The organism is Oleiphilus messinensis, assembly GCF_002162375.1.
Taxonomy (GTDB): domain Bacteria; phylum Pseudomonadota; class Gammaproteobacteria; order Pseudomonadales; family Oleiphilaceae; genus Oleiphilus; species Oleiphilus messinensis.
This window is the reverse complement of sequence record NZ_CP021425.1, coordinates 5091210-5104107: the sequence shown is the minus strand read 5'-3', so window position 1 is coordinate 5104107 and position 12898 is coordinate 5091210. Positions and strand designations below refer to the sequence as shown.

At 47.6% G+C, this 12898-nt stretch carries 12 protein-coding genes; 3 read left to right on the top strand and 9 right to left on the bottom strand.

The window, feature by feature from the left end; genetic code table 11:
* Positions 1-39: 39 nt before the first annotated feature.
* Positions 40-738 carry a hypothetical protein gene (locus tag OLMES_RS22190; RefSeq protein ID WP_087463260.1) on the bottom strand — a complete coding sequence of 233 codons (699 nt, stop codon included), beginning with the start codon at positions 736-738 and terminating at the stop codon, positions 40-42.
* A 106-nt stretch (positions 739-844) separates the two neighbouring features.
* The gene (locus tag OLMES_RS28695) at positions 845-997 is read right to left on the bottom strand and encodes a helix-turn-helix domain-containing protein (protein ID WP_408635108.1); all 153 of its coding nucleotides are present in this window, start codon (positions 995-997) and stop codon (positions 845-847) included.
* A 469-nt stretch (positions 998-1466) separates the two neighbouring features.
* Here OLMES_RS28695 and OLMES_RS22180 point away from each other — a divergent pair, with 469 nt between their 5' ends.
* Genes OLMES_RS22180 through OLMES_RS22170 form a run of 3 tightly spaced genes read left to right on the top strand, consistent with a single transcriptional unit; the run spans position 1467 to position 4206 of the window.
* Positions 1467-2945: an ethanolamine ammonia-lyase subunit EutB gene (locus OLMES_RS22180; protein ID WP_087463258.1), complete on the top strand. Its 1479-nt coding sequence runs from the start codon at positions 1467-1469 to the stop codon at positions 2943-2945.
* Complete coding sequence (gene eutC / locus OLMES_RS22175) at positions 2938-3804, top strand: ethanolamine ammonia-lyase subunit EutC (RefSeq protein WP_087463257.1); 867 nt, start codon at positions 2938-2940, stop codon at positions 3802-3804. The genes OLMES_RS22180 and eutC overlap by 8 nt, the downstream gene beginning before the upstream one ends.
* Before the next feature lie 48 nt (positions 3805-3852).
* The gene (locus OLMES_RS22170; protein ID WP_232465175.1) at positions 3853-4206 is read left to right on the top strand and encodes a hypothetical protein; all 354 of its coding nucleotides are present in this window, start codon (positions 3853-3855) and stop codon (positions 4204-4206) included.
* A gap of 56 nt (positions 4207-4262) precedes the next feature.
* Here the strand turns inward: OLMES_RS22170 and OLMES_RS22165 are convergent, their stop codons facing one another.
* The 7 genes from OLMES_RS22165 to OLMES_RS22135 form a co-directional block, all read right to left on the bottom strand.
* Entirely contained in the window at positions 4263-5414 is a 1152-nt protein-coding gene (locus tag OLMES_RS22165; RefSeq protein WP_087464617.1) for a DUF1565 domain-containing protein, read from the bottom strand.
* Positions 5415-5747: 333 nt separating this feature from the next.
* Entirely contained in the window at positions 5748-7217 is a 1470-nt protein-coding gene (locus OLMES_RS22160; protein ID WP_087463256.1) for a mannose-1-phosphate guanylyltransferase/mannose-6-phosphate isomerase, read from the bottom strand.
* 154 nt (positions 7218-7371) lie between these two features.
* Entirely contained in the window at positions 7372-8454 is a 1083-nt protein-coding gene (locus tag OLMES_RS22155; protein ID WP_087463255.1) for a mannuronate-specific alginate lyase, read from the bottom strand.
* A gap of 27 nt (positions 8455-8481) precedes the next feature.
* A complete protein-coding gene (locus OLMES_RS22150; protein WP_157678458.1) occupies positions 8482-9624 on the bottom strand; it encodes a mannuronate-specific alginate lyase in 1143 nt (380 codons plus the stop codon).
* 48 nt (positions 9625-9672) lie between these two features.
* Entirely contained in the window at positions 9673-11088 is a 1416-nt protein-coding gene (locus tag OLMES_RS22145) for an alginate O-acetyltransferase AlgX-related protein (RefSeq protein WP_087463253.1), read from the bottom strand.
* A 44-nt stretch (positions 11089-11132) separates the two neighbouring features.
* On the bottom strand, positions 11133-11777 hold the full coding sequence (locus OLMES_RS22140) for an alginate O-acetyltransferase AlgF (protein WP_087463252.1): 645 nt from the start codon (positions 11775-11777) through the stop codon (positions 11133-11135).
* 12 nt (positions 11778-11789) lie between these two features.
* Positions 11790-12887 carry an alginate O-acetyltransferase gene (locus OLMES_RS22135; protein ID WP_087463251.1) on the bottom strand — a complete coding sequence of 366 codons (1098 nt, stop codon included), beginning with the start codon at positions 12885-12887 and terminating at the stop codon, positions 11790-11792.
* Between the last annotated feature and the right edge of the window lie 11 nt (positions 12888-12898).

Here is a 12898-nt window from a genome sequence, read left to right as displayed (position 1 = left end):
CCAGTGTTCCTGAACCGTACGGCAGAAGCCTTTCGCCTGTTATTTGATATATTTTGAAAAAACCATCACCAGTAAGCGCATACAAACTACAATCGCAACCAGCGAGTCCGCGACAGTGGGTTGATTGACCTGTTTCAGCCTTTTTATCTCCGCAGGCACCAGCATCTGGGTGGAATGGTTAGTTTGTACGTTCGCTATGCACTGGTTCTGACCGGGGAGGTAAGTCAGGTCGCTTTGTACCGGGCTATATCCGGTTTGAACGAGTTGCTGTTGTACTTTTTCCAGATCTTCAATCAGCTTGGCGAAGCTTTCCAGTTCGTTAGTGCCCTCAAGAAGGAGTTGTGTGCGGTTTTTGCCACTGTGGTCAGTCGGATCGTTCGCAGCCATCGCGGTTTGAATCATCTGAACCAGTACCAGGCCAATGCGGTTTAAGCGGTCTGTAAAGCTGTTCAGATACGCGACTTTGTCATTTCTGGATTGCGCCACCCGTTGCCGTTCAAAGCGGTTTTGGGCCCCGCGGAACTGGGCCGTTTCCAACCGATAGAGTGATTGTGCAGAATTGCGTTTTTGATCAATCACACGGATAAGCTGTTGAACATCTTTGATCTTCAGCAGTAGTTCCTGAACGTAGCTGGCACTCTTGTTTTTGATATTAAGCGCATTCTGTAACTTGAGGTTTTGGACAAAACCTTCAAGTCGTTTAATTCGTGCATCCAATGCTTCTTTGTTGATTCCCATCCAAGTGTCCCTCCATCCACACGTAAATTGGCCTATAACGCTATATACGTTTTTTGCACCCATATCCCCTCATGAGATTTTAAATTTATCATTTTCGTTGATCGTGTCACAGGATCATTCGGTCGGGTTGTGATGGTGGTTTGTTTTTCCAGGGTATTTTTTGCAGCGTGTCAGAAGGGCGTTCGCCAAACAGCTGGCGGTAGTCTTTCGAGAATTGACTGAGATGCCAGAAGCCCCAGTCTGCTGCCACATCAGCCACCTGAGTCTGTTCGGCACTGGATTGATAAAGTGCTCGCGAGCATAAGTCCGTGATCGTGATGGCATGTTCCGCTGTTTGCTCAAGATATTTATGTTCAAGATATTGTTTTACCCGGTCTACAACTTGTTTACGATGTTTATAGCTTGGCGCAATTGTGCGGAAGCTTCTGATGGCGTTGAACCCAGCATCTGGTTTAGAACGAATCGAATGGCTTGTAAGGTCTGAATCGGATCCTGAAGCCGCCCGTGGTGATATCGCTTCTTTCTTCCCTTAAGCATATTTAATTAGCTGAAGTAGTTGGAAAAATCATTTTTGCCAAAATTCGATATCAGCTTCTCGTTGAAAATTGATAACTTGAAAAAAAGCAAAAGCTATTCCGTTTCATCTATTTCAGGTGATCAGACTGGACTACCCCGGACAGTGGGCTAAAAGAAGGAAGAGAGACAGAAAAAATGAGGACAATTAAAAAATGAGCATCGCTTCCTGTGGATCTTCCTATTCTTTTACCTTGGGTCATCGTACTTTTACTTTTCGGGATCTGGCTGACTTGATGGCAAAAGCGACGCCAGCCCGGTCCGGTGATCGCCTGGCGGGTGTGGCGGCAGAATCCGAAGAGCAACGTGTCGTCGCGCAAATGTGTCTCGCCGAGGTACCGCTTAAAACTTTTCTCAATGATTTGCTGGTCCCGTATGAAGCGGATGAAGTGACCCGTTTGATCATCGATAGCCATAATCGAGAGGCTTTTGCCGCGGTGGCGCATTTAACTGTGGGAGATTTCCGCAATTGGCTTTTAAGCGATTTTGCCACACCGGAATTACTCAGCCAGATCAGTTCGGGGATTACCCCGGAAATGGCCGCAGCAGTGAGCAAACTGATGCGCAATCAGGATCTCATACTGGTTGCGAGCAAGTGCAGCGTGGTCACTCGGTTTCGGAACACAATCGGGTTGCCAGGTTGCTTTTCCACCCGTCTACAACCAAATCACCCTACGGATGACGCCACCGGAATTGCCGCCAGTATTCTGGATGGTTTGCTTTATGGCAATGGCGATGCGGTCATCGGTATCAATCCCGCAACGGATAATGTCCAGCAGGCTACCCGTTTGCTGCATCTTATGGCTGATGTCATTGGGCAGTATGACATTCCCACTCAATCCTGTGTGTTGACCCATGTAACCAACACGCTGGAATGCATTGAGCAGGGCGCGCCAGTGGATTTGGTTTTCCAGTCTATCGGCGGCACGGAAGCAACGAATAGCAGTTTTGGCTTTAATCTTAATACCCTCGCTGAAGCGCAGGATGCCGCGTTGTCGCTGGCCAGAGGCAATGTCGGTCAGAACGTAATGTATTTTGAAACCGGGCAGGGCAGTTCACTTTCGGCCAATGCCCATCATGGCCTCGACCAGCAAACCTGTGAGGCCAGGGCGTATGGTGTAGCTCGGCATTTCAACCCGCTTCTGGTGAACACGGTGGTGGGGTTTATCGGCCCAGAGTACTTGTACGACGGTAAAGAAATTACCCGAGCCGGTCTCGAAGATCACTTCTGTGGAAAGTTGTTAGGTGTGCCGATGGGGTGTGATGTGTGCTACACCAACCATGCAGAAGCAGACCAGAATGACATGGACAACTTGCTGACCCTGTTGGGTGTGGCGGGTTGTAACTTCGTGATGGGGATTCCCGGATCGGATGACATCATGCTGAATTATCAGACCACTTCGTTTCATGATGCGCTTTACCTGCGTAAGGTCTTAAACCGGCGACCCGCACCCGAGTTTGAAGCCTGGTTGGAAAAAATGCAGATATTTGAAAACGCGGCGAGCTGCAGATTGAACGATGAATTACCTGAGACGTTCAAAGCGCCTCTTCGTTCTGCGTTGTCGAAAGAGGATCAACCAGAGGCCTTTGAGTCGAACAACGGAGCGAACAAAGGAGGGCTGACTCATGGCTAAAAAAGCGGTCTCAAAAACACCTGTGATTTCGAATCCCTGGCGCGTTTTGCAGCATTACACTGATGCGCGAATTGGCTTGGGGCGTGCCGGCACCAGTATTCCCACCGAGCACCTCCTGGCGTTTCAGCTTGCTCATGCCCAGGCCCGCGATGCGGTGCACCAGGATTTGGATTTTGAGTCATTGGATGAGAGCTTGAGCCGGATTGCCAGCCAATGGGAACCGACCAGAAGCTGTCCGGAGGCGTTGAAAAGTCTGGTGCAATTGCACACAAAAGCAGGCTCGCGATCAGCGTATCTGCAAAGGCCGGATTTGGGGCGTCAACTATCGGACCCGTCTCGGAACTTGCTCAATAACTTACGCGCGGATGATACCGAACCCTACGATCTGGCGATTGTGATTGCTGATGGTCTTTCCGCGCGGGCAGTGCAAGAAAACGCCGCACCATTACTGGATGCTTTGTGCCCCGCACTTTTTAGTGAAGCGGGCTTGAGTTGGTGTCTGGCACCTGTTTGTGCGGTTCAGCATGGGCGTGTCGCAGTGGGGGATGAAATTGGCAGTTGCCTCAATGCCGGCATGGTGCTGTTGCTCGTTGGGGAGCGCCCTGGATTGAGCTCACCGGATAGTCTTGGCATTTACCTGACCTTCGCACCCCGAGTCGGGCTTACCGATGCCAGTCGAAATTGTATATCAAATGTCCGTCCCGGCGGTTTAAAGCCGGAAGAGGCTGCTCGCAAGGCATTTTATTTAATGACTGAAGCGCGGCAAAAAAAGCTGTCGGGTGTGCAATTGAAAGATCGTTCAGAAGACACCGAAATTTCGCTCACCGAGTCCCATCAAAATTTTTTGATTCCTGAATAACGGTAAATGAAAAGCTGTAATTGAAAAATTTGAAAAAAGGTATTGGCATTGGGAGATGAAAAGTTGGCGGCACAACCGCCTACTCTGGAGTCCCTGCAAGCATCCCTTAATGCACAGCAAGCCGTTTTCGAGATGCATCAAGCAATGAAACTGGCCGCGGGGATCAAAAATATTTTTGCGTTGGTGGTGATTATCCCGACGTTTTATCTGTTCGGGTGGTGGATCTATAACGCATTTCTGGGGGCCTTGTCTGCATTTGCATTTAATACGTTAATGGGCTTTGCCGGTGGTGTCATCGGTTGTTATATCGCAACCCGTAATCCGTTCTGGACGATGTCCGGTGGACTGGCCGGCTCGATTATCAGGCACGAAAATAAAGCGTTTGATGAGTATTTGAAATAAGCTGAATCCGTGACACCATCTCACTCATGGTAAGTTGGTGTCACGGTTTCGGAAAATCAATTCTCAGGAGGGGTTTCAGGAGGGGGTTCCTGGCAATCTTCGCCAGGGTCATAGACAATGCCGGAATTGCCATAGAAGTCTGACCTCCCGTTGTCGAAAAGCATGTTGCTGCAAATTTGATCCTGTGGATAGCTCATTACCTTAACGCCGGCATGACCATTGCCATAAATAATATTTCCGTAAACCTGATTATTTATGCCGTATTGCCTGCCTTGGTGCAAGTCACCCCCGAGCCTGACGCCTGCACCCGTATTTGTATGCGCTATATTGTAACGGAAAATATTATTGTCACCTCTTGCATCAAAGCCCCCTGAATTGGGGTCGAGTTGGTTCTGACAGGCGTTATATTCGATGAGGTTGTATTCCGCCCCTTCTTTTATATCAACGCATTCATTGCCATAGGTATAGAATTTGTTCCCCCATACCCAGTTTCCATTGCTGTGGTCTGGGTCAGCGCTTGGGTTTTTACCATTATCCCATTGCTCGGGAGCAGTACCAATGTAAATTCCCTCACCGTTTTTTCCTCCAGCCGCAAATTGGAAATCATACACGCCGCAATTGCGGATCAGGTTACCAAAGATTTCTGCCTGCGTGACAAAGTACTTGAGTCTTACACACTCGCCACCGGCGTTTTGCAGTATCATGGACCTCAGAACGACACCTTTAGGGCCACTTTTGATTTCTTGACCCTGTACCCACACGAGAATATCACGGAAATCTTCTATCGCGTTGCCTGCGCCGACTTTTCCATCTATGGAAAAATTTCGCAGATGGATATAGCTGTGAAAAATTTGAAATATACGGTTTTTTTGGGCTCCCTTTACGATCGCTTTTTTGCTGCCGTAAATGAGAATCGGCTGGTCAGGAGTACCTGACCGAACTGTCTTGATGTCCTCGAAATATTCGCCCGGCATAAGGTAAACGCGCTCGCCAGGTTCTGCATACGAAAGAGCCGTGTTGATATATCTGAGTGGCTGTGATTTAGTCCCAGGATTATTATCATTGCCATTTGGCGATACGAAATACGTTCGCAGATTAGGATAGATAAAATTTTCATATGAATTTGCTAGGGCGCTAGCCTGGACACTAACACTGGTTGTTAATGACAATAGTATCAGGCAAATTACAGCCCTGGATAGGTTGTCCATAAACGTATACTCCCCCATGCGATCTAGTTGGCTGTGAATCTGGCTTCGCATTGGTCAATTAGTCGAATTGAGTCGTTGGGGTTTCAGATCTTCTGAATGGCTAATTACTGTGGGGCACCTTCAACAACACGAGTCATGAAATCCTCATATGAAGTTATGATAGAGAACTGGGACAAAGGTGCAGTAAAGCTTTGTATGCTTATGGTTGCCGAATGTGAAATCCTGTGAAATCACGGGCGGGAAGGGAGCTTGACCCGCCTGAGTGGTTCTGTTCAGGTCGGCCCAAGCCGTATTATTTTTTACTGGAATGGAGAGGTCGGGATAGAAAAAAACTCAGATTTCTGCAATGTCTTTATGAGTTTGAGGGCTGTTGTTTCTTCCGTAAACATCATCAAACCGGATAATATCATCTTCACCCAAGTAGCCACCGGACTGCACTTCAATTATCTCCAGTGGAATCCGCCCAGGGTTTGCAAGGCGGTGGACTGCCCCTACAGGAATATAGGTCGATTGATTCTCTGACAACAGGAATACGTTATCATCGCAAGTAACTTTAGCGGTGCCGGTCACCACTATCCAGTGTTCGGCGCGGTGGTGATGTTGTTGTAGCGAAAGGCTCGCACCGGGCTTCACTGTGATACGCTTGACCTGGAATCGGCTACCGATATCAACCGAGTCGTAACTACCCCAGGGACGGTAAACCTGGCGATGGTTTTGAGTTTCATCCCGCGACTCTGCATTCAGACTATTGACTAACTTTTTAACATCCTGGACTTTGTCTTTGTGGGCGATCATTACGGCATCTTTGGTTTCGACCACGACAGTATCTTCCAGGCCGAGTAAGGTGACCAATTTGCCGTTGCCCTGGACAAAGCAATTGCGACTGTCATGGAGTAAAACATCGCCTTTCTTGACGTTACCTTGGTCGTCTTTATCATGAACATCCCATAATGATGACCAAGAGCCGACATCGCTCCATTGTGCTGAAAGTGGTACGACACAGGCTCCTTCTGTTTTCTCCATTACCGCATAGTCGATGGAATTTTCCGGGCAGAACTCGAAGGACTTCGGATCTATTGAAATGACATTATCAGAACGTAGTCCATTCTCAAGGGCAAGTTTACAGGTTTCATAAATATCCGGGTCATGGACTTTTAACTCTGACAGATACTTACTCGCCTTGAACAGAAACATACCGCTGTTCCAGTAGTAGTCGCCTGATGCGAGGTATCTACATGCCGTTTCATAGTCCGGTTTTTCCACAAAGCATCGAACTGACCTGGCCGCGCTTTTCAAGCCTGCATTATTGGCCTTTTTCAGCTCCAATTCGGGGCCTGTCTGGATGTAACCATAACCTGTTTCGGGAGAATCAGGTTCAACACCAAACAGCACCATTTGGTCATCTTCCGCTGCAATTTGTGCTGTTGCCAATGCTTCGTGAAAGGCTTTGGTATCCTTGATGACATGGTCCGCCGGCAGCACAAGGAGTAAGTCATCACGGCCCTTGCTCAGGAGCTCTATGGCAGCAATCGCTACTGCCGGGGCCGTGTTCCTGCCAAAGGGTTCCATTATGACAGTTTGGGGTTTGCAAGCGATGGCATCCAGCTGCTCGTTTACGATAAAGCGGTGTTCTTGATTACAGACAATCAGAGGTGCTTGAATCCCTTCTTTTTTTAATCGTTGTACCGTTTGCTGAAACAGTGTTTGTTCTCCGGTCAAAGCGATGAATTGCTTGGGGAATAGTTTTCTAGAGAGAGGCCAAAGGCGGGTACCACTACCGCCAGATAGAATTACGGGTATCATAGACATTTCCTTTATCAATGTTACAGTAAGACCTGCGAAACGTATGTTTCCATGTATCAGCTTGAACAGGTCGCTAGTGATCCTTAGTGTGGATCTTATTCTCAGGCAATTTCATCACCTCCCTTGTTCTTGATCTGTCGAATTGAGACCATTGTTAGTCAATATTGAATAGTGCTGTGATGTTTCCTCCCAGTCTGTATGCTTTGAGTGGTCGCATTTCATTGCGCCAGCTTTGTTGCCGTTTAGAGCAGGGTATGAGAGCGCAGTAGGGTTCCAACCAAGTGAATTTTGATGCTGATTGCAAGTCTTCAAGGTTTTGTGGGTATCCCGTTTTCCGGGCGAACAACTCTGGTTCATGAATTCCTTGGGTCACCGTATCTGCAAGTCGAATCAAGGCGCCTTGATGAGCAAACGTTATGGGCATTGAGTTGGCTTCCGAGAATGCTGCGATCATTGTCAGCGGGTTTAGGCTGTAGTTGTGGTAAGCGAGACCTCTTGTTTCTCTCTTTAGCTCATTGGGTAAGTAACCCTCCTCCGTTATTTGGCCCATGGCAATCAGGTATTGCTGGATTGCCCATAGAAACATGTCATGCCTGTTGAGTGAAATCGAAGTGGACATAACGGCCCACGCTGCCCAATATTCATGATTGTTCATTTTTTCAAGCGGAGGTGAATCCCAGTCGTCAATAACCTGCTCGGCAAGAGCGGTAAACCAGCTTTCGATTACATCTGTGTCGTTATTGAGCCCTGCTAAAGGGTTGCTCTTGGAGAATTTCAGACGAAGATAAGCGCCTGATACACTACCGAGAACCCATTTGCGAATAGCTCTGCCGGTGTGGTTACTGTCTTTACTTAGCAGTGCGCCAGCTGTAGCCCATTGTCGTAAACCCGATACTGCGCAGTGCAATAGTTTAGTCTGACCGCTATTCATAAATTGATCGATCAATTTATTGGTTCGTTTCTCGAATTGATTTATATCCTGTGTTTTTGTTTTGTAGTCTTTATATGCTGCTTTATTGAGTTGGTCTCTTGCAGTTTGAGAGCCTTCGTATTTGCTTCGAAAGTTAAGGTTACCGGTGTGTGGTAAGGGGAGTGGGTTACAGGTGTCGTCATAACGCTTTCCCGAGTCGATTGCGGTGTAATATCCTTGTGGCGGAACGAGAGTCCTTATGTCAGCACTACTGGTACTGATATACGCGAGTGACAGAGCAAAAATGAAAATGTACCGACCGATCATTATTCGACGCCTCGTTGCACTTTTCTTTTAGTTGGTCTGGTATTTGTTTGCTTGGGGGCGAAACAAGTCGCTCAGGTTTCCCCCTAAACGTGTTGCGCGCATGGGGTGGAGTTCTGACAATAAGATGTCTGCTTGATCACTGGGCGCGAAAAGAACGGCATAGGGCTCAAGCCACGCAAGTGCATAGGAGGTGCGTAGTCCTTCTTGATGCTGTTCGGTACCGGTGAGCGTTACGAACGTTTCAGGATTGCTAATGCCTGACAGGACATTGTCGGCCAGCAGTGCGAGACGTTGGCGCAGTATCGGTGTTATTGGATTGCCGTTTACTTCAGCAAATACTGCCATAATCATGAGCGGCATGATGGCAAAGTTGTGGTAGCTAAGCGCCCGGGTTTCCCGCTTTAATTCGTTTGGTAAAAAACCGGCCGCATTGATTTGCCTGAGACCAAGCTCCATTTTCTCGATAGACCATTGATAGTGTGCCTGATTATTAAGTGCGACGGAGGTGACCATTACTGACCAGGCAGCCCAGTAATCATGATTGTTTTGTTTTTCTGCTGGACGGTCGCTGTAGTCTTTAATCACTTGTCCGGAGAGCTGTTCCAACCATCGCTCTGTCTTGGCCAGCTTGTCGCTATTCTCTTTCATAAAGCTCGATTGTGGCATGTTGCGTTGCTCCGCCAGGTACAGTTTTAACTTTAAATATGATGAACCGATAGCGGACAGGGCCCATTTTCTGACGGCTTTTCCTGTACTATTCGCAGCACTCGAGAGCAGGGCATTCTCACCCGCCCATTCACTCAAATACCGCACCAGACACTGTGCATGTAAGTCTGCGTTCCTTGTGTCATTGTGAATTAAGCGGTCGGAGACCTTTATCACTGTTTTTTCATACTGACGTATGGATTTCGTTGCTGTCTGGTAGCGGTGATTGGCTTCTTTATTCAGCGTGTCTCGCGCTTTTCCGCTACCTTCGTATTTACTGTTAAATTGTAATGGGCCGGTATAAGGCGCAAGGCTGTTTTGACACGTAAAGCTTGGCGATTGAACGCTGCTACTGTGGTTTGGAAATACCTTGGGATAGTATCCATCAGGGGCTTTGAGCTTGGCAGTTGATTGACAACCAGATAGAAGAAAAATAATAACAATACCCAATGCTAGCTTTATCATGATACAAACCTGCTTAATTGACTCACTCATCAAAACTGGTACGGTTTTTTACAGATCGGGTCGTTGGCACATTTTGGCTACGACAGTCGTTCCAGATGGCAGTGTTTCCGGCATATCCAGTTCCAGGGATAAAAACGTCTCCTCGGCCCAGCGTGGCTTTTGGCTTAGTTCGATGAAGTATCGTCCTTCATGCCTTACCCGTGGATTACGGTCAATTTGAACTTTTTCTTTCTTGCCGTTCAGATACCAGAATATGGTTTTGAATTTGTAGATGCGGGAGTCAGAGAACTGAAGGTCTACCATGTAGTCTTTGCTGATTAATGGCAGCACACCGCCTCGTGCGTTATGAAAGAGCTGATTATTTCCTGGTTTGAGTTTTACTTTTCGTTGTAGAACAGTTTTTTGTTGCTCACAGCCATTGTATACAGCAGGTATCATTTGCCGATAGAAGGCTTCGTTTGAAAGTTGATGGTAAACCGGTACTTCCCAGATCAAAAATACAGGAGGACTGTCTTGAAAAAGTGGACTCGGCAGGTATTGATCCAAGGCACCATTAAAGCTACCACCAGCCATTGCTTCGTTTAATATGTCTACCGAAAGATATTCCTGTAAATAACCCGCAAAGTTGTAATTCACGCTTCCTTTGGTATTACTTGTGCCGACGATCGCCACCATGGGTTCGCCATCGTCTGAGAACAGATCAACCGCTCCGGAATCAGTTTCAGCCGTCTCCGTGACGAGTTCAGGTACGGTCTGAATATTCTGTTGGATGCCGCATATCTTGCTTGCCGCAACCCCTAGACTGCCATCTTTTCGGAGGTAGCCGATACGTCGAGTCGTGTACTCTTTTTTCGGTAAGTCTGCATAGAGAGGGTGTTGTTTTATCTCCTCAGCAACAAGCTGTGCAGTTCGTTGTGCACCATAAGGAGACCAGTGGTGATCTCGTTTAAAGAAAAAGCTATCGGGTTCATCTTCATCGAGCAATGCTGTTAAGTCCGGTGTGAAGATTCCTGCAGCACGGAAACGATCCCGGGACTCCGAGAATGCTTTTGCGGCCCGCTCATAATCGTATATGTAGTAGCTGTCATCTGGTAACTTGTTTCGATGTACCAGGCCTCGCGTGGGTTGAGATACGATAATGAGTGTCGTTCCCATGCTCTGCAGAGCGTCATTAAATCGCTGCAACTCAGGTAGTGCAGATTCTGCCGGACCGAATTCATGGCCGAGTTCTACATCTGTTCGGAATAGCCAATCGTCTTTGCCCTGAACCAGAGTAGTAAACAATTGCAAGAATTCGGTGTTATAGGCTTCGCGACGATGGGCTTCCTTACAGAGATGCTGACTTGTCTCCAAGGTCGCGGGTTCTGGCCATTCCTGAGCGTGGCCCAATTGCGATAGAAGCAGCATAAACGAGGCCCACAGGTATCGCTTACCGACTTCTTTAAGATTTGATATCCTTTCCATAATCTGGCTACCGTTTTGCTGCTGAGTCTTCTGTTTAATTTTGTTTAGATGCGGGTATTGTCTTTGTTTTCTGCCCAAATCATCCTATATCCGTCTTGATTCCCTATCAGGAAGGCGCTGTAGCCTGAGCCCCGCTTCAATGCGATCTTTTTGCCAGTTTCTCCGAGGCGTTTGGATGCGCTAAAGAATCCGAAATCAATTTTCACGGCATTGATTTCTCTGTGATCATTTTTCCCCGTGCTGATCCCCGTGAGCACGGACGCTTTTCCATCTGCAGTTTTAAAATCAACTTTCTCGTCAGGTGCAAGATTGTACGCAATGATCATGGCTTTAGTGCGCTTACCGGGTGCCGGGTCTTCAATCAGCGTTGTACTGGAGGCATTGATTACCAGGGTGTATCGCGTATCAGCTTTCAATATGAATTTTTGGGGAGAACCTTTAATCGTCCCTTCAATAGAGTACTCAGTGAAAAACAAATAGTCTCCGACATTGAACGGTTCGACCTCTGGGAAGGTTTTATTGGCAAGGGCTATGCCTTCTTGCGTCTGTCCTGTCAGATTTACGATTCTGACGAAGGCTGCTCCATCAGGCGCTACCGGGTCGTAAAGCGCACCTTCACCAGCGAATGTGGTGCTCAAGCCGAACAGAGCGGTTAAACCAATAACTATACTTGCGAGAACCTTTTTCATACCGTTGTTTCCTTACAATTTTGAAATAATGGTGTTGTCTAATTTTTCTGAATAATCAACCGGAAGGAAACGCTCTGGTATTTCCCAAAGCACTAGAACCGGTGGGGATGCCTGGAATTCTTCAGATCTCAAGTAGTCGAGCATTGGTTCAAAAGGTCCTTTTCCTTCCTGAGAAAAATCGAGGAGATCTGTGGCCAGTGCTTCTTTCAAAAAACCCGGAAAGTTCCAGGCCGGATTGGCGCTGTAGCTGGTGCCGACCAATGTAATTTCGATAGTTTGATCATCGCCAAATAAATCCAGCACTTGAGCGTCTGATTCGATCTTCTCTGTGCTCGTGGGTGTTATCGTATCAGGGCGAGGACCTAGCCACGCGAACCAATTTCCTAATGGAACATATGAGAAAAGGTCGCCCTGATGCTCGATTTCTGGCGTAAATGTGCTCTTGAATGAGCCGGAGCCTATGAGATCCGGGAATCGCATTTGGACTTCTCTGGCAATTGTATTTGCGGCGATTTGTGCTCCCCAAGGCGTCCAGTGGGTATCGGTTCGAAGATACATTGGGTGATAGTTCTTGCTCTCCATGAGTGGCAAGAGCAAATCTGTGCGGGCGATGCCATTGCTTTTCAGCCATTGTTGAAACATAGCATAACGAGCGGTGGCTGCGGCTGATGGTGACTCCGTTCCGGTGTATTCAGGGTATACTCGAGCTTTGGCCGGCACTGTGGAAATGATGAGAGCGATGCCTTCAGTTTCCAGCTTATTGGAAACCGCTTTGATAAACTCCAGATTTTCCGGGGTTTTATCTTCATCGATTGAATAGGATCGAAATTCCTCTTCAGTAAACAACCAATCGTCATGGCCGATGACGACACCAGATCGACCCTCGCGAAAAAGAACGTACTCAATCGCAGCCCAGATGTTGATACCGACTTCTCGGACCGGAAGCTCCTTGTCGTAATGCTTTTCATAAACCGAGGTTTGCTGGCCGGATGCCCAGTCGGCCTGTTGGTCTGGGTTGTAGTCGTTGATGGCCCTCAAAGACAATACACCGATTACTAACACAACAATGACGAACAAGCTGCCTTGGCTGTATAGTGCTAATTTTTCCATGTTTTTTTTAC

What these genes read in the sequence shown, in the direction of transcription:
- OLMES_RS22145 (WP_087463253.1), bottom strand. Translation starts at nt 11,088, where the DNA reads ATGGAAAGGATATCAAATCTTAAAGAAGTCGGTAAGCGATACCTGTGG.
- OLMES_RS22165 (WP_087464617.1), bottom strand. Translation starts at nt 5,414, where the DNA reads ATGGACAACCTATCCAGGGCTGTAATTTGCCTGATACTATTGTCATTA.
- OLMES_RS22150 (WP_157678458.1), bottom strand. Translation starts at nt 9,624, where the DNA reads ATGATAAAGCTAGCATTGGGTATTGTTATTATTTTTCTTCTATCTGGT.
- OLMES_RS22180 (WP_087463258.1), top strand. Translation starts at nt 1,467, where the DNA reads ATGAGCATCGCTTCCTGTGGATCTTCCTATTCTTTTACCTTGGGTCAT.
- OLMES_RS22160 (WP_087463256.1), bottom strand. Translation starts at nt 7,217, where the DNA reads ATGATACCCGTAATTCTATCTGGCGGTAGTGGTACCCGCCTTTGGCCT.
- OLMES_RS22155 (WP_087463255.1), bottom strand. Translation starts at nt 8,454, where the DNA reads ATGATCGGTCGGTACATTTTCATTTTTGCTCTGTCACTCGCGTATATC.
- OLMES_RS22140 (WP_087463252.1), bottom strand. Translation starts at nt 11,777, where the DNA reads ATGAAAAAGGTTCTCGCAAGTATAGTTATTGGTTTAACCGCTCTGTTC.
- OLMES_RS22190 (WP_087463260.1), bottom strand. Translation starts at nt 738, where the DNA reads ATGGGAATCAACAAAGAAGCATTGGATGCACGAATTAAACGACTTGAA.
- eutC (WP_087463257.1), top strand. Translation starts at nt 2,938, where the DNA reads ATGGCTAAAAAAGCGGTCTCAAAAACACCTGTGATTTCGAATCCCTGG.
- OLMES_RS22135 (WP_087463251.1), bottom strand. Translation starts at nt 12,887, where the DNA reads ATGGAAAAATTAGCACTATACAGCCAAGGCAGCTTGTTCGTCATTGTT.